General features: G+C 71.6%; 20 protein-coding genes and 1 tRNA gene. 5 read left to right on the top strand and 16 right to left on the bottom strand.

Annotated elements, in window-relative coordinates:
- Window position 1: 1 nt before the first annotated feature.
- The 3 genes from OG335_RS22170 to OG335_RS22160 form a co-directional block, all read right to left on the bottom strand.
- Entirely contained in the window at window positions 2–1,000 is a 999-nt protein-coding gene (locus OG335_RS22170; protein ID WP_405012868.1) for an ADP-ribosylglycohydrolase family protein, read from the bottom strand.
- Between the two features lie 20 nt (window positions 1,001–1,020).
- Window positions 1,021–2,232, bottom strand: a complete 1,212-nt coding sequence (locus OG335_RS22165; protein WP_405012867.1) for a cytochrome P450 — start codon at window positions 2,230–2,232, stop codon at window positions 1,021–1,023.
- Window positions 2,233–2,309: 77 nt separating this feature from the next.
- The gene (locus OG335_RS22160) at window positions 2,310–3,071 is read right to left on the bottom strand and encodes an SIR2 family NAD-dependent protein deacylase (RefSeq protein ID WP_405012866.1); all 762 of its coding nucleotides are present in this window, start codon (window positions 3,069–3,071) and stop codon (window positions 2,310–2,312) included.
- A 110-nt stretch (window positions 3,072–3,181) separates the two neighbouring features.
- Between OG335_RS22160 and OG335_RS22155 the strand changes: the two genes are divergently transcribed.
- Together OG335_RS22155 and OG335_RS22150 are read left to right on the top strand one after the other, a co-directional pair.
- A complete protein-coding gene (locus OG335_RS22155) occupies window positions 3,182–4,246 on the top strand; it encodes an ATP-binding protein (protein WP_405012865.1) in 1,065 nt (354 codons plus the stop codon).
- Window positions 4,243–6,024, top strand: coding sequence for a DUF2201 family putative metallopeptidase (locus OG335_RS22150; protein ID WP_405012864.1), 1,782 nt, complete (start codon window positions 4,243–4,245; stop codon window positions 6,022–6,024). The genes OG335_RS22155 and OG335_RS22150 overlap by 4 nt, the downstream gene beginning before the upstream one ends.
- Window positions 6,025–6,186: 162 nt before the next feature.
- On the opposite strand, the gene OG335_RS22145 is transcribed toward OG335_RS22150, so the two are convergent.
- The 10 genes from OG335_RS22145 to OG335_RS22100 form a co-directional block, all read right to left on the bottom strand.
- The gene (locus OG335_RS22145; RefSeq protein WP_405012863.1) at window positions 6,187–10,080 is read right to left on the bottom strand and encodes a DNA-directed RNA polymerase subunit beta'; all 3,894 of its coding nucleotides are present in this window, start codon (window positions 10,078–10,080) and stop codon (window positions 6,187–6,189) included.
- Window positions 10,081–10,184: 104 nt separating this feature from the next.
- The gene (gene rpoB, locus OG335_RS22140; protein WP_405012862.1) at window positions 10,185–13,661 is read right to left on the bottom strand and encodes a DNA-directed RNA polymerase subunit beta; all 3,477 of its coding nucleotides are present in this window, start codon (window positions 13,659–13,661) and stop codon (window positions 10,185–10,187) included.
- Window positions 13,662–14,473: 812 nt separating this feature from the next.
- Window positions 14,474–14,854, bottom strand: coding sequence for a 50S ribosomal protein L7/L12 (gene rplL / locus OG335_RS22135; protein ID WP_405012861.1), 381 nt, complete (start codon window positions 14,852–14,854; stop codon window positions 14,474–14,476).
- A gap of 89 nt (window positions 14,855–14,943) precedes the next feature.
- Complete coding sequence (rplJ, locus tag OG335_RS22130) at window positions 14,944–15,507, bottom strand: 50S ribosomal protein L10 (RefSeq protein WP_405012860.1); 564 nt, start codon at window positions 15,505–15,507, stop codon at window positions 14,944–14,946.
- A 343-nt stretch (window positions 15,508–15,850) separates the two neighbouring features.
- On the bottom strand, window positions 15,851–16,678 hold the full coding sequence (locus tag OG335_RS22125; protein WP_405012859.1) for a hypothetical protein: 828 nt from the start codon (window positions 16,676–16,678) through the stop codon (window positions 15,851–15,853).
- 198 nt (window positions 16,679–16,876) lie between these two features.
- The gene (gene rplA / locus OG335_RS22120) at window positions 16,877–17,599 is read right to left on the bottom strand and encodes a 50S ribosomal protein L1 (RefSeq protein ID WP_405012858.1); all 723 of its coding nucleotides are present in this window, start codon (window positions 17,597–17,599) and stop codon (window positions 16,877–16,879) included.
- Window positions 17,600–17,675: 76 nt separating this feature from the next.
- A complete protein-coding gene (gene rplK / locus OG335_RS22115) occupies window positions 17,676–18,110 on the bottom strand; it encodes a 50S ribosomal protein L11 (protein ID WP_405012857.1) in 435 nt (144 codons plus the stop codon).
- Window positions 18,111–18,274: 164 nt separating this feature from the next.
- Window positions 18,275–19,150: a transcription termination/antitermination protein NusG gene (gene nusG, locus OG335_RS22110; RefSeq protein ID WP_405012856.1), complete on the bottom strand. Its 876-nt coding sequence runs from the start codon at window positions 19,148–19,150 to the stop codon at window positions 18,275–18,277.
- Between the two features lie 225 nt (window positions 19,151–19,375).
- Window positions 19,376–19,735, bottom strand: a complete 360-nt coding sequence (secE, locus tag OG335_RS22105) for a preprotein translocase subunit SecE (protein WP_405012855.1) — start codon at window positions 19,733–19,735, stop codon at window positions 19,376–19,378.
- Window positions 19,736–19,877: 142 nt separating this feature from the next.
- Window positions 19,878–19,950, bottom strand: a tRNA-Trp gene (locus OG335_RS22100).
- Window positions 19,951–20,196: 246 nt separating this feature from the next.
- On the opposite strand from OG335_RS22100, the gene OG335_RS22095 reads away from it, so the two are divergent.
- Both OG335_RS22095 and OG335_RS22090 read left to right on the top strand, forming a co-directional pair.
- Complete coding sequence (locus OG335_RS22095; protein WP_405012854.1) at window positions 20,197–21,435, top strand: pyridoxal phosphate-dependent aminotransferase; 1,239 nt, start codon at window positions 20,197–20,199, stop codon at window positions 21,433–21,435.
- A 127-nt stretch (window positions 21,436–21,562) separates the two neighbouring features.
- Window positions 21,563–22,702, top strand: a complete 1,140-nt coding sequence (locus OG335_RS22090; protein WP_405012853.1) for an adenosine deaminase — start codon at window positions 21,563–21,565, stop codon at window positions 22,700–22,702.
- On the opposite strand, the gene OG335_RS22085 is transcribed toward OG335_RS22090, so the two are convergent.
- Window positions 22,616–23,656, bottom strand: coding sequence for a UDP-N-acetylmuramate dehydrogenase (locus OG335_RS22085; RefSeq protein WP_405012852.1), 1,041 nt, complete (start codon window positions 23,654–23,656; stop codon window positions 22,616–22,618). The two genes, OG335_RS22090 and OG335_RS22085, sit on opposite strands and share 87 nt — an antisense overlap.
- A 145-nt stretch (window positions 23,657–23,801) precedes the next feature.
- Here OG335_RS22085 and OG335_RS22080 point away from each other — a divergent pair, with 145 nt between their 5' ends.
- Window positions 23,802–24,437, top strand: a complete 636-nt coding sequence (locus OG335_RS22080; RefSeq protein WP_405012851.1) for a MerR family transcriptional regulator — start codon at window positions 23,802–23,804, stop codon at window positions 24,435–24,437.
- Window positions 24,438–24,512: 75 nt separating this feature from the next.
- Here the strand turns inward: OG335_RS22080 and OG335_RS22075 are convergent, their stop codons facing one another.
- Together OG335_RS22075 and OG335_RS22070 are read right to left on the bottom strand one after the other, a co-directional pair.
- Entirely contained in the window at window positions 24,513–25,982 is a 1,470-nt protein-coding gene (locus tag OG335_RS22075; protein WP_405012850.1) for an MFS transporter, read from the bottom strand.
- Between the two features lie 82 nt (window positions 25,983–26,064).
- A complete protein-coding gene (locus tag OG335_RS22070; protein ID WP_405012849.1) occupies window positions 26,065–26,511 on the bottom strand; it encodes a DUF3291 domain-containing protein in 447 nt (148 codons plus the stop codon).
- Window positions 26,512–26,581 lie beyond the last annotated feature (70 nt).

The following is a 26,581-nucleotide window of genomic DNA, read 5'->3' as shown; positions in this document are numbered from 1 at the left end:
CTCAGTCCCAGAGGGCGCCGAAGGCGAGGAGCTCGTCGCGGTACTCGATGCGCTCCACCCAGTCGCCGGGCCAGGCCGCCTCGCCGTGGTACGCCCCGGCGAACGCGCCGGCGAGGCACGCGACGGAGTCGGAGTCGCCGGAGGAGAAGGCCGCGCGGCGGACCGCGGCGACCGGGTCGTCCGGCAGCAGCAGGAAGCAGAGCAGGCCGGTGGCGAAGGCCTCCTCGGCGATCCAGCCGGCACCGGTGATCTCGCACGGGTCGGTGTCGAGCGACGGCCGGGCGAGAGCCGCGTCGAGCCGGTCCAGCACGAAGAGGCAGTCGTCCCAGCCCCGGGCGGTGAACTCCTCCGCCGCGTGGTCCTGGGTGTGCGCGGCGAGGTCGCCCAGCCAGAACGCGTCGTGCCGGGTGCGGTTGCGCAGCGCGTACCGCCGCAGCAGGCCGGGCAGCTCGCCGGGTGCGGTGCCCTCGGCGAGCAGCCGCACGGTGTACGCGGTGAGGTCGCTCGCCGCGAGCGCGGTCGGGTGGCCGTGGGTGAGGCCGGACTGCAGCTGGGCGGCGCCGGCCAGCTGGCGTTCGGTCAGGGAGCGGACCAGGCCGAGCGGGGCGACCCGCATGTTGGCGCCGCAGCCCTTGGAACCGATGTCGCTCGCCTCCTGCCAGGGCCGGTCGGGCCTGCTGAGCCGCTGGCAGGACTTCAGACAGGTCATGCCGGGCGCGCGGTTGTTCTGGGGCGAGCGCCACCAGTCGACGAACTCCTCGCGCACCGGCCGCTCCAGGCGCAGCGGGGTGAGCGGGCCGCGCTCCAGGGCGGTGCGCAGGCCGCGGGCCAGTGCGAGGGTCATCTGGGTGTCGTCGGTGACGCGGGCCGGGGCGGGCAGCGGGAGACGGCGCCAGTCGGGGCAGTGCGCGGCGATCTCGTCGAAGGTCTCGAACTCGGTCGGGTGGCCGAGGGCGTCGCCGATCGCCAGGCCCAGCAGTGCTCCGGTGGCAGCGCCCATGTGTCCCCCTCGGTCCGGTCCTAGATCTCGACCGCCAGCTCTTCGAGTCCGCGGATCACGTACCCCGGCTGCCAGACGGGCTCGCGGAGCAGCCGCATCCCGGGGGCCCGCCGCAGCAGTGCGCCGTACGACTCCGTGAGCTCCATTCTGGCGAGCGGGGCGCCGAGACAGAAGTGGATTCCGGCGCCGAAGGTGATGTGCGGGTTGTCGGTGCGGCCGACGTCGAGGCGGTCGGGGTCGGCGAAGCGGGCCGGGTCGCGGTTGGCGGAGCCGAAGAGCAGGGCGACCTCGCTGCCGCGGGGCACGGTGGTGCCGTCGATCTCGATGTCGTCCAGCACCCAGCGTTCGAACATCTGCAGCGGGGTGTCGTGACGCATCAGCTCCTCGACGGCGGTGGGCAGGAGTTCGTCCACCGCGCCGCGCAGCCGGGCGAGTTCGCCGGGGTTGCGGAAGAGCGCCCACCAGCCGTTGCCGGTGGTGTTGACGGTGGCCTCGTGCCCCGCGTTGAGCAGCAGCACGCAGGTGGAGACCATCTCCTGCTCGCTGAGCACGTCGGTGCCGTCGGCGACCTGCACGAGGGCGCTGACGAGGTCGTCGCCGGGGGTGGTGCGGCGGGTGCGGATCAGCGCGCGCAGGTAGTCGGAGAACTCGGTGCTGGCGCGGACGGCGCGCCGTGCGGTCTCCTCGGACGGGTTGAGCTCGAACATCCCGGTGATGGCGGCCGACCACGGGCGCAGCAGCGGGCGGTCGGCCTCCGGGACGCCCAGCATCTCGGCGATGACGGCGACCGGCAGGGGCTCGGCGACGGCGGCGACGAGGTCGCCTCCGCCGTCCGCGAGGAGGCCGGTGACGAGGTCGTCGGCGAGCCGGGCGACGGTCGGCTGCAGCGCGGCGACCATCCGCGGGGTGAAGGCCTTGGCCACGAGCCGGCGGATCCGGGTGTGGTCGGGGGCCTCCAGGTCGAGGAGTCCGTGGTCGTTGAGGGTGTGGAACGGCTCGTGCGCGGGGTCCGGCGCGGACCGGCCGAACTCCTCGTGGCCGAAGCGGTGGGTGTAGGTGCGTCCGAGCCGGCGGTCGCGGAGCAGCGCGGAGACGTCGGCGTACCGCGGCACGAGCCACTGGCCGGTGGGTTCGTAGAAGTGGACGGCCCCCTCGTCGCGCAGCGCCGCGTAGGCGTCGTACGGGTGCGCGACGAACGCGGGGGACCACGGGTCGAAGTGTGCAGCCGTCATGTCCGCTCCCTGCCGTTCGGGTGGCGCCATGCTATGCGGCGGCCGCTCCGGGCGCCGGGCCCGGTCCCCCGCGGGACTCACTCCCCCGCGGCGCCCGCTGCGAGGTCGCCCGTGATGAGGCGGGCCACCAGGGCGGGCAGGGCGGTCGAGATCGGTTCGCGGATCACCTCGTCCGCGAGCGGGTCGTACGGCGTGGGCTCGGCGTTGACGATGATCAGCCGGGCGCCGTTCTCCACCGCGAGCTCCGCGAGGCCCGCCGCGGGGTGGACCTGCAGCAGGGTGCCGACGGCGACGAACACCTCGCAGGCCCGGGCGATCGACGCCGCGGTGCCGAGCACGGTCCCGTCGAGGGCCTCGCCGAACATCACGGTGCACGGCCTCAGGATTCCGCCGCAGGCGCGGCAGGCCGGGTCGTCCTCGCCGGCGGCGACCCGGGCCAGGGCCTCGTCCATGCCGCTGCGCACGCGGCAGCGCACGCACTGCACCCGCTGTGCGGTGCCGTGGAGTTCGAGCACCTTGCGCTCCGGCAGGCCCGAACGCCGGTGCAGGCCGTCGACGTTCTGGGTGAGGACGCGCATCGGCACGCCGCTGCGCTCGAGTTCGGCCAGGGCGAGGTGGCCGGCGTTGGGTTCGGCACCGACGGCGCCGACCTCCTGCCGCATCCGCCACGACCGGCGCCGGACGTCCGGGTCGGCGAGGTACGGGCCGATGGTCACGAGGTCCTGTGCCGCCGGGTCGCGCTGCCAGAGTCCCTGCGGGCCGCGGTAGTCGGGGATGCCGGAGTCGGTGGAGATCCCGGCGCCGGTCAGGACGGCGACCAGGGGGCGCTTGGCGTTCATGGCCGGGACCGTACGCGGCGGGGGTGGGCCCGCGCCACCGGAAAACCGGGTGCGCGGCGGCGGCGGCCCGCGCACACTGACCGCGAACCGCCCCTCGTCGAAGGAGTCCCGTGCAGGGTGCCGTCACCGTCTCGCCGTCCCAGGTGCCCGAGTTGCTGCTGGGTCTGACGATCACCCGGCCGGTCTTCCTGTGGGGTGCCCCGGGCATCGGGAAGTCGTCGCTGGTACGGGAGTTCGCCGACTCGCTGGGCCTGGAGTGCGTCAGCCTGATCGGCACGCAGCTGGCGCCGGAGGATCTCGTGGGTGTCCCGCAGATCACCCCGGACGGCCGGTCGCGGTTCTGCCCTCCGGAGTCGATCGCCCGCGACACGCCGTACTGCCTGTTCCTCGACGAGCTCAACGCGGCCTCCCCGGACGTGCAGAAGGCCTTCTACTCGCTGATCCTGGACCGCCGGATCGGCTCGTACGAGCTGCCGCCCGGCTCGATCGTGATCGGTGCGGGCAACCGGGCGACCGACGGGGCGCTGGCCCGGCCGATGGCGTCGGCGCTGGTCAACCGGCTGGTGCACGTGCACCTGCGGGCCAGTGCGACCGACTGGCTCCGGTGGGCGGCGGGGAACGGCGTCCACCCGTGGGTGCTGGACCACCTGACGGACCGTCCGGACCACCTGTGGTCGGCGCCGCCGAAGACGGAGGAGCCGTTCTCCACCCCCCGGTCCTGGCACATGCTGTCGGACGCACTGCACTCCTTCGGCTCCGGCGTGGACGAGCGGACGCTCGCGGTGCTCGCCCACGGCCTGCTCTCCCCCTCGCACGCGGTGGCGTTCTGCGGCTACGCCAAGATCGTGCGGCACGCGTACGGCCTGGACGCCATCCTCAAGGGCGACGCCCGCTGGCCGCACCGGCCGGAGGACCGCGACCTGCTGTACTACCTGGCCGACGGCTTCCGCGGGCGGCTCGCGAAGGAGCTGCCGGCCCGCAAGGAGCAGGCCTCCCCCGCGCTGCGGCAGACGGCCTTCCGGGCGAAGTCGCTGCTCGTGCAGCTCGCGGAGATCTCCGTCGAGGTCGCCCAGACGGTCATCGCGGACGGATCGGACGGCAACCCGGTGCTGCCGTCGTGGTTCCTGGTCGAGGCCGCGCGCGACCTGCCCCGGCTGGTCGAGGCCCGCCGGTGAAAGCCCGCTCCCGCGCGCCGGAGCCGAGGCCCGACCCCGCGCTGGAGGCGTTCACCGAGGGGCTGGCCGCGGTGCGGGGCAACCCCGCGCTCGCCGCGGTGGGCGGCGACGTCTGCCGGGAGGAGGCCTGTGCCCCGGTCGGCGGCTGGGCGGCCGTCGACTCGAACGGCACCGTGCACGTGAACGTCCGCCGCCGGGCCGAACCCGCCGAGTGGGCGTGGGTGCTGGCGCACTGCCTGCTGCACCTGGGCTTCGGCCACGTGCCCGCCGCGCACGGCAGCCGCCCCGGCCCCGACGCGGACGACCTGGCGGCCCGCTGCGCGGTCGTGCACCGCTTCCAGGCGGGGTTCCCGCTCGGCCGCGCCCCGTACGAGGTACCCGTGGTGCCGGGCGGCGACGAGGAGGAACTCGCCGCCCGCCGGCGGCGCGAGGACCTGCCGCCCGTGCCGGGCACCGCCGGGCCGCACGAACCCGACCAGCGGCTGGTGCCCTGGCGTCCGCACGTCGACCTGCCTGACTGGATGGCCGCGTTCGCCGCCGCCCTCACCCGCACCGTCTCCGCCGCCATGGACGCCGCGGGTGGGCGCGCAGGCGGGCTCACCGCCGCAGGACTGCCCGTCCGGCCCTGGGATCGCGCGCTCTCCTGGTTCGTGTCCTCGTACCCGCTGCTCGGAGGCATCGCGGCCGGGCTCACCCTCGTCGCCGACGCCGAACTCGCCCGCGCCCACGGCATCTCGGTGGCCGCCGTCAACACCGCGGCCGGTGAGATCTACGTCAACCCGCTGCTGCGGTTCGCCGACGAGGAATGGCGGTTCGTCCTGGGCCACGAGATGCTGCACGCCGCGCTGCGGCACGGCGAACGCTGCGGGGCCCGTGATCCGTACCTCTTCAACGTCGCCTGCGACTACGTCGTCAACGGCTGGCTGCTGGAGATGGGCGTCGGCACCATGCCGGGCGGGCTGCTGCACGACCCGCAGCTCAAGGGGCTGTCCGCGGAGGAGGTGTACGACCGCATCGTCCGCGACGAGCGGCGGATCCGGCGGCTGGCCACCCTCGCCGGCAAGGGCCGCCCGGACGTGCTGGGCGAGCCGCTGGGTCCCCCGCGCGACTACGTCGACCTGGACGGCTTCTACCGGCGCGGCCTCCAGCAGGGCTTCGACCTGCACCGGCGTGACGACCGCGGCCTGCTGCCCACCGGGCTGGTGGAGGAGATCCGCGCCCTCGCCCACCCCCCGCTCCCGTGGGACGCGCGGCTCGCCCGCTGGTTCGACGAGTTCGTCCCGTCCCCGCAGACCGTCCGGAGCTACGCCCGGCCCTCGCGCCGGCAGGCGTCCACGCCCGGCATCCCGCGGGCCGGCCGGTACCGGCCGGAGGAGGAGCTCGCCCGCTGCACCTTCGGCGTGGTGCTCGACACCTCCGGCTCGATGAGCCGGGTGCTGCTGGGCAAGGCGCTCGGCGCGATCGCCTCGTACGCCGCTGCCCGCGACGTCACCGCCGCGCGTGTCGTGTTCTGCGACGCCGCCGCGTACGACGCGGGATACCTGCCCGCCGAGGACATCGCCGGCCGGGTCCGGATCCGCGGCCGCGGCGGCACCGTGCTGCAGCCCGGCGTCGACCTGCTGGAGCGCGCCGAGGACTTCCCGCCCACCGCGCCCGTGCTGGTCGTCACCGACGGCTGGTGCGACGTGCTGCGCGTGCGCCGCGAGCACGCCTACCTCGTCCCCCACGGGGCGGTACTGCCGTTCACCGCCCGCGGGCCGGTCTTCCGGATGCGCTGACCGGCCGCACCGCACGGACGCACCACCAGGACACACCGCCCGGACGCACCGCGCGGCCGCCTCGGCCGGCCCGCCGGGACGACCCGGAGCGCGGCGGGGGCGGGAACGCCGCAGGGCGGCCACCCCTTCCGGGGTGACCGCCCTGCGCCCGTGACGTGACCGTCAGCCGCTGTACGGGCCGTAGTCGTAGTCGTCCAGCGGAACCGCCTGGCCGGAGCCGGCGCCGAAGGGCGACAGGTCGTAGTCGTCGTAGCCGACGGCCGAGTACATCGCGGCCTTGGCCTCCTCGGTCGGCTCGACCCGGATGTTGCGGTAGCGGGGCAGACCCGTACCGGCCGGGATGAGCTTGCCGAGGATGACGTTCTCCTTGAGGCCCAGCAGCGGGTCCGACTTGGCGTGGATCGCCGCGTCTGTGAGCACCCGGGTCGTCTCCTGGAAGGAGGCGGCCGACAGCCAGGACTCGGTGGCCAGCGAGGCCTTGGTGATACCCATCAGCTGCGGACGGCCCGAGGCGGGGTGACCGCTCTCGGAGACCACGCGACGGTTCTCGGTCTCGAAGCGGCCGCGCTCGACGAGCTCGCCCGGAAGCAGCTCGGCGTCGCCCGACTCGATGATCGTCACGCGGCGGAGCATCTGCCGGATGATGATCTCGATGTGCTTGTCGTGGATCGACACACCCTGCGAGTTGTAGACCTTCTGGACCTCGGCCACCAGGTGGATCTGGACGGCACGCTGGCCCATGATGCGCAGGACGTCGTGCGGGTTGGTGGCACCGACGGTCAGCTTCTGGCCGACCTCCACCGCCTCGCCCTCGGAGACCAGCAGCTTCACGCGCTTGGAGACCGGGTAGGCGATCTCGTCGCTGCCGTCGTCGGGGGTGACGACGACCTTGCGGGTCTTCTCGGTGTCCTCGATGCGGACCCGGCCCGCGGCCTCCGAGATCGGGGCCACACCCTTGGGGGTACGGGCCTCGAAGAGCTCGACGACACGGGGCAGACCCTGGGTGATGTCGTCACCGGCCACACCACCGGTGTGGAAGGTACGCATGGTCAGCTGGGTGCCGGGCTCACCGATGGACTGGGCGGCGATGATGCCGACCGCCTCACCGATGTCGACCAGCTTGCCCGTGGCCAGCGAACGGCCGTAGCACATGGCGCAGGTGCCGACCGCGGACTCGCAGGTGAGGATCGAGCGGGTCTTGACCTCGCCGATGTTGTGGCGGATCAGCTCGTCGATCAGGACGTCGCCGAGGTCGGTGTTGACCGTGGCCAGCAGCTTGCCGTCGACGGTGATGTCCTCGGCGAGCATGCGGGCGTAGACGCTGGTCTCGACGTCGTCCGTCTTGCGCAGGACGCCGTCGGCACCGACCGTGCCGATCGCCAGCTTGAGGCCGCGCTCGGTGCCGCAGTCCTCCTCGCGGATGATGACGTCCTGGGAGACGTCGACCAGACGACGGGTGAGGTAGCCGGAGTCGGCGGTACGCAGGGCGGTGTCGGCGAGACCCTTACGGGCACCGTGGGTGGAGATGAAGTACTCCAGCACGGACAGGCCCTCACGGAACGAGGCCTTGATGGGACGCGGGATCGTCTCGTTCTTGGCGTTCGAGACCAGACCGCGCATACCGGCGATCTGGCGCATCTGCATCATGTTTCCGCGCGCACCCGAGTCCACCATCATGAAGATGGGGTTGGTCTTCGGGAAGTTCGCGTTCATGGCCTCGGCGACCTCGTTGGTCGCCCGGGTCCAGATGCCGATGAGCTCGCTCTTGCGCTCGTCGTTGGTGATCAGGCCGCGCTCGTACTGCCGCTGGACCTTCTCCGCCTGCGCCTCGTAGCCCTCGAGGATCTGGGGCTTGCTCGGCGGGACGACGACGTCGGAGATCGAGACGGTGACGCCGGAACGGGTCGACCAGTGGAAGCCGGAGGCCTTCAGGTTGTCGAGCGTCGCGGCGACGGTCACCTTGGGGTAGCGCTCGGCCAGGTCGTTGACGATGGCCGAGAGCTGCTTCTTGCCGATCTCGTAGTCGACGAAGGGGTAGTCCTCGGGCAGCAGCTCGTTGAAGAGCGCGCGGCCCAGGGTCGTGGTGAGCCGGAAGGGCTCGCCCTCGAACCAGGTGGTCTGGCCGTCCTCGTCGACCGGGGCGGTCCAGCCGCGCGGCGGCACCGTGCCGGCGGGCAGGCGCAGCTCGATCGGGGCCTGGACGTCCAGCTCGCGGGCGTCGAAGGCCATGATCGCCTCGGCGGTGGAGGAGAAGGAGCGGCCGGCGCCCTTCACCTCGTCGCGGTCCGAGGTGAGGAAGAACAGACCGAGCACCATGTCCTGGGTCGGCATGGTGACCGGACGGCCGTCGGCCGGCTTCAGGATGTTGTTCGAGGACAGCATCAGGATGCGGGCCTCGGCCTGCGCCTCCGCGGAGAGCGGCAGGTGGACGGCCATCTGGTCACCGTCGAAGTCCGCGTTGAACGCGGTGCAGACGAGCGGGTGGATCTGGATGGCCTTGCCCTCGACCAGCTGGGGCTCGAAGGCCTGGATGCCGAGGCGGTGCAGGGTGGGCGCGCGGTTCAGCAGCACCGGGTGCTCGGCGATGACCTCTTCGAGGACGTCCCACACGACCGGGCGGGCGCGCTCGACCATGCGCTTGGCCGACTTGATGTTCTGCGCGTGGTTCAGGTCGACCAGGCGCTTCATCACGAACGGCTTGAAGAGCTCCAGCGCCATGGCCTTGGGCAGGCCGCACTGGTGCAGCTTGAGCTGCGGGCCGACGACGATGACCGAACGGGCCGAGTAGTCGACGCGCTTGCCGAGCAGGTTCTGGCGGAAACGACCCTGCTTGCCCTTGAGCATGTCGGAGAGCGACTTCAGCGGGCGGTTACCGGGGCCCGTGACCGGGCGGCCGCGGCGGCCGTTGTCGAAGAGCGCGTCGACGGCCTCCTGGAGCATGCGCTTCTCGTTGTTCACGATGATCTCGGGGGCACCGAGGTCGAGAAGGCGCTTCAGGCGGTTGTTGCGGTTGATGACGCGGCGGTACAGGTCGTTCAGGTCGGAGGTCGCGAAGCGGCCACCGTCCAGCTGCACCATCGGACGCAGGTCCGGCGGGATGACCGGGACGCAGTCCAGCACCATGCCCTTGGGCTTGTTGGTGGTCTGCAGGAACGCGGAGACGACCTTGAGGCGCTTGAGCGCACGGGTCTTCTTCTGGCCCTTGCCGGTGCGGATGATCTCGCGGAGGCGCTCGGACTCCTCCGCCAAATCGAAGGACTCCAGGCGGTCCTTGAGCGCCGCGGCGCCCATCGAGCCGGAGAAGTAGGTGCCGAAGCGGTCGCGGAGCTCGCGGTAGAGCAGCTCGTCGCCCTCCAGGTCCTGGACCTTGAGGTTCTTGAAGCGGCTCCACACCTCGTCGAGGCGGTCCAGCTCGCGCTGGGCACGGTCGCGGAGCTGCTTCATCTCACGCTCGGCGCCCTCGCGGACCTTGCGGCGGACGTCGGCCTTGGCGCCCTCGGCCTCCAGCTCGGCCAGGTCGGTCTCGGCCTTCTTGGCACGGCCTTCGAGGTCGGAGTCGCGGCGGTTCTCGATCTGCTGCCGCTCGACGGAGACGTGCGCCTCCAGGGAGGGCAGGTCGCGCTGGCGGCGCTCGTCGTCGACCCAGGTGATCATGTAGGCGGCGAAGTAGATGACCTTCTCGAGGTCCTTCGGCGCCAGGTCGAGCAGGTAGCCCAGGCGGGACGGGACACCCTTGAAGTACCAGATGTGGGTGACCGGGGCGGCGAGCTCGATGTGGCCCATCCGCTCGCGGCGCACCTTGGCGCGGGTCACCTCGACGCCGCAGCGCTCACAGATGATGCCCTTGAAGCGGACGCGCTTGTACTTGCCGCAGTAGCACTCCCAGTCCCGGGTGGGGCCGAAGATCTTCTCGCAGAAGAGTCCGTCCTTCTCGGGCTTCAGGGTGCGGTAGTTGATGGTCTCCGGCTTCTTGACCTCGCCGTGGGACCACTGGCGGATGTCGTCGGCGGTGGCCAGGCCGATGCGGAGCTCGTCGAAGAAGTTGACGTCAAGCACTGGTCGTCAAGCCCTCTTTCGTGATTCGAGAGTTTGTCTGTGGTCTGAGGGGGGCCTGGGGGCGGGCCGGCTGCCTGGTTCAGGGGCAGCCGGCCCCACCTCCGTCAGACCTCTTCGACGCTGCTCGGCTCGCGCCGGGACAGGTCAATGCCGAGCTCCTCGGCGGCGCGGAACACGTCTTCGTCGGAGTCGCGCATCTCGATGGACTGGCCGTCCGAGGACAGCACCTCCACGTTGAGGCAGAGCGACTGCATTTCCTTGATGAGGACCTTGAAGGACTCGGGAATGCCGGGCTCGGGGATGTTCTCGCCCTTGACGATGGCCTCGTAGACCTTCACACGGCCGAGGACGTCGTCGGACTTGATGGTGAGCAGCTCCTGCAGCGCGTACGCGGCTCCGTACGCTTCGAGGGCCCACACCTCCATCTCACCGAATCGCTGACCACCGAACTGCGCCTTACCACCGAGCGGCTGCTGGGTGATCATCGAGTACGGGCCGGTCGAACGGGCGTGGAGCTTGTCGTCGACCAGGTGGTGCAGCTTGAGGATGTACATGTAGCCGACCGAGACCGGCATCGGGAACGGCTCGCCGGAGCGGCCGTCGTACAGCCGGGCCTTGCCGGTGGAGTTCACCAGGCGCTCGCCGTCACGGGTGAGCGTGGTGTGGTCCAGCAGGCCGGTGATCTCGTCCTCGCGGGCGCCGTCGAAGACCGGGGTGGCGAGGTTGGTGCCGCCCTCGACCTTGTCCGCGCCGATCGCCTGGAGGCGCTGGGCCCACTCCTCCGCGAGGCCGGAGACGTCCCAGCCCTGCTTCGAGAGCCAGCCGAGGTGGATCTCCAGCACCTGTCCCGGGTTCATGCGGGACGGGACACCCAGCGGGTTGAGGATGATGTCGACCGGGGTGCCGTCCTCCAGGAACGGCATGTCCTCGACCGGCAGGATCTTCGAGATGACGCCCTTGTTGCCGTGGCGGCCGGCGAGCTTGTCACCGTTGGTGATCTTGCGCTTCTGGGCCACGTAGACGCGGACGAGCTGGTTGACGCCGGGGGGCAGCTCGTCGCCCTCCTCGCGGTCGAAGACGCGGACGCCGATGACCTTGCCGGACTCGCCGTGCGGCACCTTCAGCGAGGTGTCGCGGACCTCGCGGGCCTTCTCGCCGAAGATCGCGCGGAGCAGGCGCTCCTCCGGGGTCAGCTCGGTCTCGCCCTTGGGCGTGACCTTGCCGACCAGGATGTCGCCGGTGACGACGTCCGCGCCGATGCGGATGATGCCGCGCTCGTCGAGGTCGGCGAGGACCTCCTCGGAGACGTTCGGGATGTCCCGGGTGATCTCCTCGGGGCCCAGCTTGGTGTCACGGGCGTCGACCTCGTGCTCCTCGATGTGGATCGAGGAGAGGACGTCGTCCTGCACGAGGCGCTGCGACAGGATGATCGCGTCCTCGTAGTTGTGGCCCTCCCACGACATGAACGCCACGAGGAGGTTCTTGCCGAGGGCCATCTCGCCCTCGTCGGTGCAGGGGCCGTCGGCCAGCACCTGGTTGACCTCCACCCGGGCGCCCTCGTCCACGAGCACCTTCTGGTTGAAGGCGGTGCCCTGGTTCGAGCGGGTGAACTTGGCGGCGCGGTACGTGGTGTACGTGCCGTCGTCGTTGGCCACGGTGACGTAGTCGGCCGAGACCTCCTGCACCACGCCGGACTTCTCGGCGGTGATGACGTCGGCGGCGTCGACGGCGCAGCGGTACTCCATGCCGGTGCCGACCAGCGGTGCCTCGCTCTTCAGCAGCGGCACGGCCTGGCGCATCATGTTGGAGCCCATGAGCGCGCGGTTGGCGTCGTCGTGCTCCAGGAACGGGATCATGGCGGTCGCGACCGACACCATCTGGCGCGGCGAGACGTCCATGTAGTCGATCTCGGTGCCGGGGATGTAGTCGATCTCGCCGCCGCGGCGGCGGACGAGGACACGCGGCTCCGCGAAGGTCAGCTCCGCGGTGAGCGGGGCGTTGGCCTGCGCGATGACGTAGCGGTCCTCCTCGTCGGCGGTGAGGTAGTCGACCTGCTCGGTGACGACACCGTCGATGACCTTGCGGTACGGGGTCTCGATGAAGCCGAAGGCGTTCACCCGGCCGTACGACGCGAGCGAGCCGATCAGACCGATGTTCGGGCCTTCGGGGGTCTCGATCGGACACATGCGGCCGTAGTGCGAGGGGTGCACGTCACGGACCTCGAAGCCGGCCCGCTCACGGGACAGACCACCGGGGCCGAGCGCGGACAGACGACGCTTGTGGGTCAGGCCCGACAGCGGGTTCGTCTGGTCCATGAACTGCGACAGCTGGCTGGTGCCGAAGAACTCCTTGATGGAGGCGACGACCGGCCGGATGTTGATCAGGGTCTGCGGCGTGATCGCCTCGACGTCCTGGGTCGTCATGCGCTCGCGCACGACGCGCTCCATGCGGGCGAGACCCGTACGGACCTGGTTCTGGATCAGCTCGCCGACGTTGCGCAGGCGCCGGTTGCCGAAGTGGTCGATGTCGTCGACCTCGATGACGATGTCGCGGCCCTCGTCGTCGCGCCATTCGGTCTCGCCGGCATGCAGCTTCACCAGGTACTTGATGGTGTTGATGATGTCGGGCTCGGTGAGCACGCCGGAGTCCAGGGACTCGCCGTTGCCGAGCTTCCGGTTGACCTTGTAGCGGCCGACCTTCGCGAGGTCGTAGCGCTTCGGGTTGAAGTAGAGGTTCTCGAGCAGCGTCTGCGCGGCCTCACGCGTGGGCGGCTCGCCGGGGCGCAGCTTGCGGTAGATGTCGAGGAGCGCGTCGTCCTGGCCCTGGGTGTGGTCCTTCTCCAGGGTGGCGCGCATCGACTCGTACTCGCCGAACTCCTCCAGGATCATCTCGGTGGTCCAGCCGAGGGCCTTGAGGAGGACGGTGACCGACTGCTTGCGCTTGCGGTCGATGCGGACACCGACCATGTCGCGCTTGTCGATCTCCATCTCCAGCCAGGCACCGCGGGAGGGGATGATCTTCGAGGAGTAGATGTCCTTGTCGGACACCTTGTCCAGGGTGGAGTCGAAGTACACGCCGGGGGAACGGACCAGCTGCGACACGACGACGCGCTCGGTGCCGTTGATCACGAACGTGCCCTTGTGGGTCATGAGCGGGAAGTCGCCCATGAAGACCGTCTGAGACTTGATCTCACCGGTCTCGTTGTTGGTGAACTCGGCCGTGACGAAGAGCGGGGCCGCGAAGGTGAAGTCGCGGTCCTTGCACTCGTCAATGGAGTTCTTCGGCGGCTCGAAACGGTGGTCGCGGAAGGTCAGCGACATCGACCCGCTGAAGTCCTCGATCGGGGAGATCTCCTCGAAGATCTCCTCCAGACCGGACTTCGTGGGGACGTCCTGACCACTGTCCAGTGCCGCCTCGACCCGGGACTTCCAGGCCGCATTGCCGAGCAGCCAGTCAAAGCTCTCGGTCTGCAGGGCCAGGAGGTTCGGGACCTCAAGGGGCTCCTTGATCTTCGCGAACGAGACGCGGAGCGGGGCGGTGGATGCGGCGGAATTGTTCGAGGCGTTGCGCGGCGCGGCCAAGAGGGGGGTCCTTCCGAGGGCTCGGAGCTCACTACGCGCGTACCGGCCGGGCCATGACGGGAGCCGATCCCACCTTCGGACACCTGCCCGGCCGGAGGATGAATCCCCAGGTCGGAACTGGTCTACGGAGGCGGTGCCAGACCCCAACAGGGCAGCGCAGACTCCGGGCGACGAGTCACGGAGCAGCTAACAGGCAGCGCAAAGGGACAGTGTAGCCAATGGCGACACTGCTGACAAGCCCTGATTCGGAGACCGAATCGGACACTCCCTCCGGTCGCATCCCGTACGCCCCGAACCCCCTCCCGGGGGGCGGTGCGCAGGGGTGCCCCTGCCCTCGTACAACCCAGTGGCCCGGGAACTCCCGGACCACCGCACCTCTACTCGGAGTCACTTCCCGCTGGGGCCTCTGAATATGCATCCAGGGCCGCTCCAACCGGGGCGGACGTCTCCGAGTGCGGCGCGCGAATCGAGAATCGCGCGCCTGCTCCCGCTCGTCAAGGCCCCCACCGCAGTGCGGACCTCGTGCACCTCATCGCTCCGGCCTCCGACGGCGTTACAGAGTCCGTGGTCGGGGGCGTGCACAGTGACGGTGATCACCCTACCCGCCGCCACCGACAGGGGCCGGGTGCGCGGCGGGCGGGTGCGGCGAGCCCCCGGGGGGCCGCTGGCGGCTCCGGCCTGCGGGAGGGGTTCAGCGGCCCCGGCCGGGGCCGTGCGGGGCCCTCAGGCGGCCCGGGAACGCAAAAAGGCCGGGCCGGCCACCCCGAAGGGTGACCGGCCCGGCCGTACGCCCCCTCAGAGGGGGCGTGGAGTCACTTGACGGTGACCTTGGCGCCGGCGCCCTCAAGGGCGGCCTTGGCCTTCTCCGCGGCGTCCTTGGCAACCTTCTCCAGGACGACGGCGGGGGTGCCGTCAACGAGGTCCTTGGCCTCCTTCAGGCCGAGGGAGGTCAGGGCGCGCACCTCCTTGATGACCTGGATCTTCTTGTCACCGGCGGCCTCGAGGACGACGTCGAACTCGTCCTGCTCCTCGACGGCCTCGGCGACCGGGGCAACCGGACCGCCGGCGATGGCGACCGGGGCGGCAGCCTTGACGTCGAACTTCTCCTCGAACGCCTTGACGAACTCGGAGAGCTCGATGAGGGTCAGGGTCTCGAACTGCGCGAGCAGCTCGTCCTGGGACAGCTTCGCCATGGTGGCGTCCTTCCACTAAATCGGCAGGTGGTGCCGGATGTACGGGATGGCGGGCGTACGGGCCCGCAGCGAGGCAGGAGCCCGCGGAACTACTCCGCGGCCTCGTCCTCGGCGGCGGGAGCCGGCGTACCGGCACCGCCCTGCTCGACCTTCGCTCGCAGCGCCTCGGCGGTGCGGGCGAACTCCACCAGCGGAGCCTGGAAGGTCGCCGCGGCCTTGGCCATGGACGCCTTCAGGCCGCCGGCCAGCTTGGCGAGCAGCACCTCGCGGGACTCGAGGTCCGCGAGCTTCTTGATCTCATCGGCGGACAGCGCCTTACCGTCAAGGACACCGCCCTTGATGACGAGAGCGGGGTTCTCCTTGGCGAAGTCACGCAGAGCCTTCGCCGACTCCACCGGGTCACCGGTGACGAAGGCGACAGCCGTCGGACCCGCGAACAGGTCGTCCAGCTCGGAGATCCCGGCCTCGTTGGCCGCGATCTTGGTCAGCGTGTTCTTCACCACGGCGTACTGGGCGTTCTCCCCCAGCGAGCGACGCAGATTCTTCATCTGCTTCACCGTCAGACCGCGGTACTCGGTCAGCACGGCCGCGTTCGAGGCACGGAACTTGTCCGTGATCTCCGCGACGTCAGCAGCCTTGTCGGGCCTTGCCATAGGCTTACGCCTCCTTCCGTGATGTCGAAGTCGGGCCGACCATGGAGCAGTCGACCATGCAACGCCTCGACACACCGGCCGGAAGGAAGCCTCAGCAAAACAGTGAGAGCCCCAGTGCGCAGGCGCACGGGGCTCCAACGACCTCGACGACCGACGCGACGGGTCGCGACGGACGGAAGTCCAAGCTCCAAACACTCCTGCGCGGGCCGTCTGCGGTAATTCGCAGATCCTTCGGCTGCCCGTCCTCCTTGCGAAGGCAGGGCAACAACCAGCGGTCTTTGGCAGACACCACCGTAACCGACACCCCGGGCCGTGGCCAAATCGCCCACGGCGGGCACCCCGGCTACAGCGGGGGCAGGCTCCGGCCGGCGGCGTCCCAGGTGTCGGCCTCCGCCGGGGCCTGGACGGAGAGCGGGCCCCCGAAGTCCTCGAACCGCAGCGTGTCGTCGACCCGGCCGGCCGTGCCGGACCCGGTGCGGTGCAACTGGACGACCTGGTCGCGGTCGTTCAGCCACAGGTCCAGCGTGACCACCCCGTCGCCACCCAGCGCCGTCCGCAGGGCCGCGCGGCGGGCGGGCGTCAGCAGGACCTGCGCGCCGGCGTAGTCCGCTGCCGTGAGGGCCACCCGGTAGTGCTCCACCGCGGTGTCGTCGAGTTCCTCCTCGCCGATCCGCTCCGGGGCCGTTGCGGCGGCGGCCGCGGTGACGGCCACCAGCGGGTTGAGCCGGTCGACGGTGTCCGCGTACGGCACGGTCAGCTCGCCGTCCGGTCCCGCCGGCCCGGTGTACTTCCGCCAGTGCGGGCCGCCGAGCAGGGCCGCGGTGGCGGTGTCCCCGCCGCGGTAGGCGGTGGTGTCGAGCACGACGAGCTGCTCGGTGGTGCCGGGGCGCTTCAGCTGGAGCACCGTCTTCGGCGCCCAGAAGAGCAGGCCCGCCACCGAGTCGCTCCCGAGGTTGCCGCCGAACCGCGCCCGGCGGGCGGTGTGCATCGCCAGCTGGGCGGCGAGCAGCACCCCGTGCGGGGAGCGGTCGGTCGGGGTGGCGAGGGCGGTGGGGTCGGCCGTGGAGCTCGGCGACGCCGAGGGCGTGCCGCCGGGGGCGCCGCCGCAGGCGGTCAGCAGCAGGGCGAGGGCCGTGGCCGCGGCCGCCCTGCGAGCCCTTCGTGGCGCCATGCCGCCGCCTCCCTCCGTCTGCCGTCCGCCGTCCGTCCCGGGTGCCCACCCTGTCATGCCCTGCGGCCGCCGGTCCGGGACCCCCGTGGTCCGGCGGCGTACGCCGACGGGCCCGCGCCCTCCGTTGGAGAGGGTGCGGGCCCGTCGGGACGGACTGCGCCTGCGCACAGGACGCGGCTACGGTCGGAGCACGGGTGCTCAGACGGCGGCCGGGTCCTCCTCGACGAGGAGGTTGCGGGTGCGGTTCGGGTCCACCAGGATGCCGGGGCCCATGGTGGTCGAGAAGGCGATCTTCTTGATGTAGCGGCCCTTGGCGGCGGCCGGCTTGCTACGGAGGACCTCGTCGAGCGCGGCGCCGTAGTTCTCGACCAGCTGCTCGTCGGTGAAGGAGGCCTTACCGATGATCAGGTGCAGGTTCGAGTGCTTGTCGACGCGGAACTCGATCTTGCCGCCCTTGATGTCGTTGACGGCCTTCACGACATCGGGGGTGACGGTGCCGGTCTTCGGGTTCGGCATCAGGCCACGGGGGCCGAGCACGCGGCCGAGGCGGCCGACCTTGCCCATGAGGTCCGGGGTGGCGACGACGGCGTCGAAGTCGAGGCGGCCCTTGGCGACCTCGTCGATGAGCTCGTCGGAACCGACGATGTCGGCGCCTGCAGCACGCGCGGCCTCGGCACGGTCGCCGGTCGCGAAGACCAGGACCCGGGCGGTCTTACCGGTGCCGTGCGGGAGGATCACGGTGCTGCGGACCATCTGGTCGGCCTTGCGCGGGTCGACACCCAGGCGCATGGCGATCTCGACGGTCGCGTCGAACTTGGTGGTGGACGTCTCGCGGGCGAGGCGGACGGCCTCGAGCGGGGCGTAGATGCGGCTGCGGTCGACCTTGGCGTCCGCGGCCTTGAGAGCCTTGCTGCGCTTCACTGCGTCTCCTGGAGGTGATGGAGTTCGTGGTGGGAGCGGGCCGCGCTGGGCCCTACCACGGGGACGACTGGGCTGATCAGCCCTCGACGGTGATGCCCATCGACCGGGCGGTGCCGGCGATGATCTTCGCCGCCGCGTCCAGGTCGTTGGCGTTCAGGTCGGGGAGCTTCACGGTGGCGATCTCGCGGACCTGGGCGCTGGTGAGCTTCGCGACCTTGGTCTTGTGCGGCTCGCTGGAGCCCTTGTCCACGCCCGCGGCCTTGAGGATCAGGCGCGCGGCCGGCGGCGTCTTCGTGATGAAGGTGAAGGAACGGTCGTCGTAGACCGTGATCTCCACCGGCACGATCATGCCGCGCTGCGACTCGGTCGCAGCGTTGTAGGCCTTGCAGAACTCCATGATGTTGACGCCGTGCTGACCGAGCGCGGGGCCGACCGGCGGCGCCGGGTTGGCCGCGCCGGCCTTGATCTGAAGCTTGATGAGCCCCGTGATCTTCTTCTTCTTGGGAGGCATTTCTCTCCGGGTCCTTCCGAGAGGCGATTGCTGGTGCGCGCATCGGCCGGGGCGACACCCGGCCGCCGGCACACACATCGGACCAGGCTAACCGCTGATGCGGCCCTGGACCAAAACGGCTGCGGGGCGGGGCCGAGGCCCCGCCCCGCAGCCGACGGCGTGGATCAGTTCTTCTGGATCTGGTCGAACGACAGCTCGACCGGGGTCTCGCGGCCGAAGATCTCGACGAGGCCCTTGACCTTCTTCGAGTCCGGGTTGATCTCGTTGATGGTCGCCTGCAGGGTGGCGAACGGGCCGTCGGTGACGGTGACCGAGTCGCCGACCTCGAAGTCGAGCACCTGGACCTCGACCGGGCGGACGGGCGAGGCCTTGCCGGCCTCCTTCGCCGCGGCGCGCTGGACGTCCGGGGCGAGCATGTTGACGACCTCGTCCAGGGTCAGCGGGTACGGGTCGTAGGCGTTGCCCACGAAGCCGGTGACACCGGGCGTGTTGCGCACGACGCCCCAGGACTCGGCGTCCAGCTCCATGCGGACCAGGACGTAGCCGGGCAGCTTGTTCTGGCGGATGGTCTTGCGGTCGCCGTTCTTGATCTGGACGACCTCTTCCTGCGGCACGGCCGACTCGAAGATGCGGTCCTCGACGTTCAGCGAGACCGAGCGCTGCTCGAGGTTCTGCTTCACGCGGTTCTCGTAGCCGGCGTAGGTGTGGATGACGTACCACTCGCCGGGGGCCAGGCGGAGCTTCTCGCGGAACTCGACGACCGGGTCGACCTCCACCTCCTCGGCGGGCTCGGCCTCGTCGTCGACCTCGGACTCCTCGTCCTCGGCCTCGGCGTCGGACGCCTCGTCGTCGGCGGCCTCGTGCAGCGCGTCGACCTCGGCCGGCTCGCCCGCCTCCGCCTCGTCCGAAGCCTCGACCTCGTCCTCGTCGGCGTCCGCGGCGTCGAGGATCTGCTCCACGGCCTCGGTGTCGGCAGCCTCGGCCGCGACATCCGCCTCGGTGACGGTCTCGTCGGCGTCGTACAGGGGGGACTCAGACACGGGCGCTGCTTCTTTCCTGGGATGTGGAACGGATACCTCAACAGTACCGAGTCAACGGTAGCGGGCCTGCCCGGTCTGCGCCGAAAGCCCGCCTTCGCCGCTCACCCCGCACCGGGCGCGGGGCCTGGTGTCGATCGGGTGTGCGGGCGGGCGGGCTTCCGGGGGCGTCGTCCGGCGGGCCGGAGGCGTCCGACGAGGAGAGGTCGGCCGGTCCGGCGGCGGGGATCAGCCGAAGATGACGAGGCTGAGCTTCGCGAAGCCGGTGTCCATGCCGTAGACGGCCAGCATGACCACCACGACGAACACCACGACCACGGTGGTGTACTGGAGCAGTTCGTTGCGGCTCGGCCAGACGACCTTGCGGAGCTCGGCGATGATCTGGCGGTAGAAGATCGCGATGCGGGCGAACAGGCCCTTCTTGGCCCGCTTGCCCGACTTGCGCTCGCCGCCCTCGCCCTTGCGGGCACGCTTGCGATCGCGACGGGAGAGAGCCTTGTCATCGCCCTCAGGCGTGGCGGCAGCGCCGTCGGCACCCTCGGGGTTGCCGCTCTCAGGCGTCGCGGTGGAGCCCGTGGTCTCCGTCACTCGTCCTCACCTGAATCCGGGTCCTGCCGAGGGGCGTGCCCTGGCGGCACGACCGATCCGGCGAATGCGTAGCTGGCGGGGCCCTCTCCGCATCAAGCCCGCTCGCTCTGCGGAGCGAACGGGCTCGGTACGGATCAAGCAGCAGGGCACGAGGGACTCGAACCCCCAACCGCCGGTTTTGGAGACCGGTGCTCTACCAATTGAGCTAGTGCCCTACGGTGCCTCGCGGCCCCGGAGTTGACCCCCAACCTACCGTATCCGGGACGCTGCGTGGTGGACGCATCGGCGGAACCGCACTTCGGGGGCCATCGAGCGACGAGCATACGGGTTCTTGAGCGTTTGGTCGAACCTCATTCCACCGTGATCCCGTCGCGTGCGGCGCCCGCCCGGGCACGGGACGGCCGGTACGCATGCTGGAACGCCCGTGACCGGCCCCGGACCCCTCTGCGACCATGCACCCCATGAGCGCTCCCACCCCCGCCCACGCCAGTCCTGCCGACCGCCGGGTGTCCGCCCGCATCGGCGCCATCGCCGAGTCCGCCACGCTCGCCGTGGACGCCCGGGCCAAGGCCCTCAAGGCCGCCGGACGGCCGGTCATCGGCTTCGGAGCGGGCGAGCCCGACTTCCCGACGCCCGGCTACGTCGTCGACGCCGCCGTCGCCGCCTGCCAGGACCCGAAGAACCACCGGTACACCCCGGCCGGCGGCCTGCCCGAACTGAAGGCCGCCATCGCCGCGAAGACGCTGCGCGACTCCGGCTACGCGGTCGACGCCTCGCAGGTGCTCGTCACCAACGGCGGCAAGCAGGCCATCTACGAGGCGTTCGCCGCGATCCTCGACCCGGGCGACGAGGTCGTCGTCCCGGCCCCGTACTGGACGACCTACCCGGAGGCGATCAGGCTCGCGGGCGGTGTGCCGGTCGAGGTCGTCACCGACGAGACCACCGGTTACAAGGCCTCGGTGGAGCAGCTGGAGGCGGCCCGCACCGACCGGACCAAGGTCGTGCTGTTCGTGTCGCCGTCCAACCCGACCGGCGCGGTCTACACCCGCGAGGAGACCGGGGCGATCGGCCGCTGGGCCGCCGCGCACGGGCTCTGGGTGCTGACGGACGAGATCTACGAGCACCTGGTCTACGGCGACGCGGAGTTCACCTCCCTGCCGGCCCTGCTGCCCGAGCTGCGCGACCGGTGCATCGTGGTCAACGGCGTGGCGAAGACGTACGCGATGACGGGCTGGCGGGTGGGCTGGCTGATCGGCCCGGCGGACGTGGTGAAGGCCGCGGCCAACCTGCAGTCGCACGCCACCTCGAACGTCGCGAACGTGTCGCAGCGGGCCGCGCTCGCCGCCGTGGCGGGCGACCTGTCGGCCGTCGACGAGATGCGGGCGGCCTTCGACCGCCGCCGCCGGACCATCGTGGCGATGCTCAACGCGATCGACGGCGTGGTCTGCCCGGAGCCCGAGGGCGCGTTCTACGTCTACCCCTCGGTGAAGGGACTGCTGGGCCGCGAGATCCGCGGCAGCCGGCCGGCGACCTCGGCGGAGCTGGCCGCGCTGATCCTGGACGAGGCCGAGGTGGCGGTGGTGCCCGGGGAGGCCTTCGGCACCCCCGGCTACCTGCGGCTGTCGTACGCCCTGGGCGACGCCGACCTCGTCGAGGGGGTCACCCGGCTGCAGCGGCTGCTGGCCGAGGCGCGCGACTGAGACCGGCCGGCCCGGGAGCGGCCCCGGGCCTGTCGCCGCCCCCTCGACATCCCGTCGAAACTCATTCTTTCGAGGGATGTCGAGGGGGCGGCTCCCGTTCGGCTCCCGGATGCGGCAGGATCGGTGGATGGATCACCCTTCCGCCCCGCGCGACGTCGCCGCCCTCCCCAAGGCCCACCTCCACCTGCACTTCACCGGGTCGATGCGTCCGGCCACCCTGCTGGAGCTGGCGGACAAGCACGGCGTGCGGCTGCCGGAGGCGCTCAGCTCGGGTGAGCCCCCGCAGCTGCGGGCGACCGACGAGCGCGGCTGGTTCCGGTTCCAGCGCCTCTACGACACCGCCCGCTCGGTGCTGCGCGACGAGTCGGACATCCGCCGGCTCGTCCGGGAGACCGCCGAGGACGAGCGGAGCGACGGCTCCCGCTGGCTGGAGATCCAGGTCGACCCGACCTCGTACGCACCGCGGCTCGGCGGTCTGATCCCGGCGCTGGAGCTGATCCTCGACGCGGTGCGGGAGGCCTCCGCGGCGACCGGCGTGGGCATCCGGGTCGTCGTCGCCGCGAACCGGATGAAGTCGCCGATGGACGCCCGCACGCTGGCCCGGCTCGCCGTGCGCTACACCGACCAGGGCGTGATCGGCTTCGGGCTCTCCAACGACGAGCGGCGCGGCTTCGCCCGCGACTTCGACCGCGCCTTCGCCATCGCCCGCGCCGGCGGGCTGCTGGCCGCCCCGCACGGCGGCGAGCTGGCGGGCCCGGAGTCGGTGCGCGACTGCCTGGACGACCTGGGCGCCGGCCGGGTCGGGCACGGCGTGCGCTCCGCGGAGGACCGCCGCCTGCTCGACCGGCTCGCCGACCGCGGTGTCACCTGCGAGGTGTGCCCGGCCTCCAACGTCGCGCTCGGCGTCTACGAGCGCCCCGAGGACGTACCGCTGCGGATGCTCTTCGAGGCCGGGGTGCCGCTCGCGCTGGGCGCCGACGACCCACTGCTGTTCGGCTCCCGGCTCGCCGCCCAGTACGACGTGGCGCGCACCGTGCACGGCTTCGGCGACGCCGAGCTCGCCGAGCTGGCGCGGCAGTCGGTACGCGGCTCGGTGGCGCCGGAGTCGGTGCGCAAGGAGCTGCTGGCCGACATCGACGCCTGGCTGGCGGGCGCCGACGCCCCGGTGGCGGCGGCCGCGCTAGAGCGCGACGCCCACCATCACGGGCTCGTTCACCAGCTCCACGCCGAAGGCGGCGCGCACGCCGTCGCGGATCTCGCGGGCTAGCGCCAGCAGGTCGGCGGTGGTGGCCGCGCCCCGGTTGGTGAGGGCCAGCGTGTGCTTGGTGGAGAGGGTCGCGGGGCCGTCGCCGTAGCCCTTGGTGAAGCCGGCGTTGTCGATCAGCCAGGCCGCCGAGGTCTTGGTGCAGCCGTCCGGCGCCGGGTAGGCGGGGGCGGCGAGGCCGCGGGGGCGGGCCGTGAAGGCGGCGTACTGCTCGGCGGTGAGCACCGGGTTGGTGAAGAACGAACCCGCGGACCAGGTGTCGTGGTCGGCCTCGTCGAGCACCATGCCCTTGCCCGCCCGCAGCCGCAGGACGGTCTTGGCGGCGGTGGCGAGGTCGACCCGCTCGCCGGCCAGGACGCCGAGCGTCCGGGCGACCTCCGCGTACTTCACCGGAGACGACTGCCCGGCGGCGTCCTCCAGCCCGAAGCGCACCCGTAGCACGACGTACCTGTCCAGGTCGGCCTTGAAGCGGCTGTGCCGGTAGGAGAAGGCGCACTCGGCGCCGGTGAGGGTGACCGTGCTGTCCAGGTGGCGGTCGTAGGCGGTGACCGAGGTGACCGTCCCGGCGACCTCCTGGCCGTAGGCGCCGACGTTCTGCACGGGGGTGGCGCCCGCCGAGCCGGGGATGCCGGACAGGAACTCGATGCCCGCCAGGCCCGCGTCGACCGTCCGGGCGACCGCCTCGGCCCAGACCTCGCCGGCGGCCAGCTCCAGGTCGGTGCCGTCGAGGACGAAGCCGCGGGTGGCGATCCGCAGCACGGTGCCCTCGAAGCCCGCGTCGCCGATCACCAGGTTGGAGCCGCCGCCGAGGACGAGGAGCGGCTCGCCCGCCGCGTCGGCCTCGCGGACGATCGCGACGACTTCCTCGTCGGTCGTCGCGGTGACCAGCCGGCGGGCCGGGCCGCCGAGCCGGAGGGTGGTCAGCGGGGCGAGCGGAGCGTTCTGGAGTACCTGCACGCGCTCCACGGTATACGGGACGCCGGGCCGTCCGGGCGGGTGCTCCGTCCGGGGCCCGCGGGGCATTTTGGAGACGTATGCTATCCATGTCGGTCCGCGGCTCACCCGCGCGCGGACCTCGGGAGCACTCGGGAGACGGGACGCGATGCGCATCGGAGAGCTGAGCCGGCGGACCGGGGTGCCGGTGCCGACCATCAAGTACTACCTGCGGGAGGGCCTGCTCCCCGGCGGCGAGCTGACCAGCCCGAACCAGGCGCAGTACGGCGAGGCGCACGTGCACCGGCTGAAGCTCGTCCGCGCGATGGTCGACGTCGGCAAGCTGTCGGTGGCCGCCACCCGCGACGTGCTCAACGCGGTCGACGAACCGGGCCTCAGCCTGCACAGCGTGCTGGGCATCGCCCAGGCCGCCGTCACGCCGGAACCCGTCGCGGCCGACCCGGACGCCTGGGCGCAGGCCGAGCAGCTGGTCGACGCCCTCGTGGAGCGGCACGGCTGGGAGGTCAAGCCGGACAACCCGGCCCGGCACGCCCTCGCCCAGCTGGTCGTGACCTTCCGCGACCTACGCCAGGACGACCTGCTCGACCTCTTCGACGACTACGCCGTCGCCGCGGAGCGGCTCTCCACCGCCGAACTCGCGATGATCGGCCGCCGCGAGGGCCTGGACAGCAAGGTCGAGGGGGCGGTGCTGGGCACGGTGCTGGGCGACGCCCTGATCGGTGCGATGCGCCGACTGGCCCAGGCGGACGCCTCGCACCGGGCGTTCGAGGCCGCCCGCGGCTGAGGCCGCGGTTCGCGCCCGCACACGCGCAGGCCCCCCGGAGCCGCTCCGGGGGGCCTGCGGGCGTACGGGGGCCGGTCAGGCGACGACCGGGGCGGGCTCGCCCGCGGGCACCTCGGCCGGCGCCTCGGCGGCCGGCCGCGGCGGGCGCGGGATGAAGAGGGCGCAGATGCCGCCGGCGATCACGACCGCCACGCCGACCCAGACCGCCGGGTGCAGGCCGTCGACGAAGTGCTGGGCGGAGTCCGGGCTGCCGTACTCCAGGAACACGCTGCTCAGCACCGCGATGCCGAGCGCGCCGCCGATCTCCCGGACGGTGGTGTTGGCGCCGGAGGCCTTGCCGCGGTGCTCCGGGCCGACCGCGCCGAGCACGACGGCGGCGGTCGGGGCGATCGCGAAGCCCATGCCGGCGCCGGCCAGGAGCATGGCGCCGACCAGGCGGGAGTACGGGGTGTCGTCGGTGGCGGCCAGGTTGATCCAGGCGAGGCCGGCGGCCTGCAGGAAGAGGCCGAGGGCCATCAGGCGCCCGCCGCCGACCCGGTCGGTGAGCGCCCCGGCGATCGGGGCGATGACCATCGGCATCAGCGTCCAGGCGAGGGTGAGCACGCCGGCGTGGAGCGGGGTGCGGTACGGGGCGATCTGCAGGTACTGGGAGAGGAAGAAGATCGACCCGAAGACGCCGAAGTACATGGAGGCGGAGACGATGTTGGTCAGGGTGAAGGCGCGGATCCGGTAGAAGCCGAGCGGGAGCAGCGGGTGCTCGACGCGGCGCTCCCAGAGGACGAAGGCGACGAGCAGGGCGGCTCCGGCGGCGAAGGCGCCGATGATGCGGGCGGAGGTCCAGCCGTGCTCGGCGCCGTTGACGATGCCCCAGACGAGGGCGAGCAGGCCCGCGGAGGCGAGCAGCATGCCGAGGACGTCGAGGCTCGCGCGCTCGCCGCGGCTCTCGCGGAGGACCTTGAGGACGAGCGGGACGGCGAGCAGGCCGACGGGCACGTTGATCCAGAAGATCCACTCCCAGGCGAGGCCGTCGACGACGGCGCCGCCCACGACCGGGCCGAGGGCGATGGCGAGGCCGCTGACGGCGCCCCAGAGGCCGAGCGCGAGGCTGCGGAGGCGCTCGGGCACGGCCTGTGAGAGGAGGGTCAGCGAGAGCGGCATGACGGCGGCGGCGCCGAAGCCCTGCACGGTGCGGGCGGCGATGAGCTGGGCGCTGGTGTCGGCGAGGCCGCAGGCGATCGAGGAGAGGGTGAAGATCGCGATGCCGATGGTGAAGACCTTGCGGCGGCCGAAGCGGTCACCGAGGGCGGCGCCGGTGAGCAGGAGGCAGGAGAAGCTGAGGACGTAGGCGTTGACGAACCACTGGAGGTCCTGGGTGTCGGCCTTGAGGTCGACGGCGAGGGTGTGGAGGGCGGTCGAGACGACGAGGTTGTCGAGCGCGACCATGAACATCGGCACGCTGCACGCGACGATCGAGAGCCAGAGCGGGACCGTGGGGCCGGGGTCGGCCGGTGCGGGGCGGGACCCCGTCATTGCTGTCGAGGACATGACACCTATCTCCTTCGGGTGTGGTGCGACGGGGCCCCGCAGGGCCGGAACAGGGAGGGACCGGGTGCGGACCCGGCCGGCCTCAGCCCTCGACCGCACCCTCGGCGGCGGAACCCTCGGCGGCCGCGGCCGCGTCGGCCTGCCGCTGCTCGGCCAGCCGGCGCCGCGCGTCCGGCCAGAGGATCGGGAGCTGCTCCACCGGCACCTCCCAGAAGGTGAAGGTGGAGTCGCGCATGGTCGACCGCAGCGAGGTCATGATCGAGTAGTGCGGCTCGGTCTTGGCGTAGGTGTAGAGGGCCTCACGGGCCTCCCACGCGGAGAGTGTCCAGAAGGTCCGCTTCGTCGGCTCGGCGATGAGCGAGGCGCCGAGGGCGCCGGGGGCGGTGCGCACCTGCTTCCAGGCGGCGAGCGACTTCAGGAAGAAGCGCGGCACGTCGGAGAGCGAGCGGACCTCCAGCCGGGAGGCCATCACGAGAGCACGGGTCTGCGGCCGAGGGGTGTTCGGCGTGATCCAGGGGAGTGTGGGCATGGAGGGAGCCTTCCTCGGTCGCCGGTCCGGCGAACCACCTCAGGGCGGTTCGCCGGTACCGATAATGGCA

It is taken from the genome of Kitasatospora sp. NBC_01539, assembly GCF_045040525.1.
GTDB lineage: Bacteria > Actinomycetota > Actinomycetes > Streptomycetales > Streptomycetaceae > Kitasatospora.
This window is presented reverse-complemented; position numbering and strand designations above follow the sequence as displayed.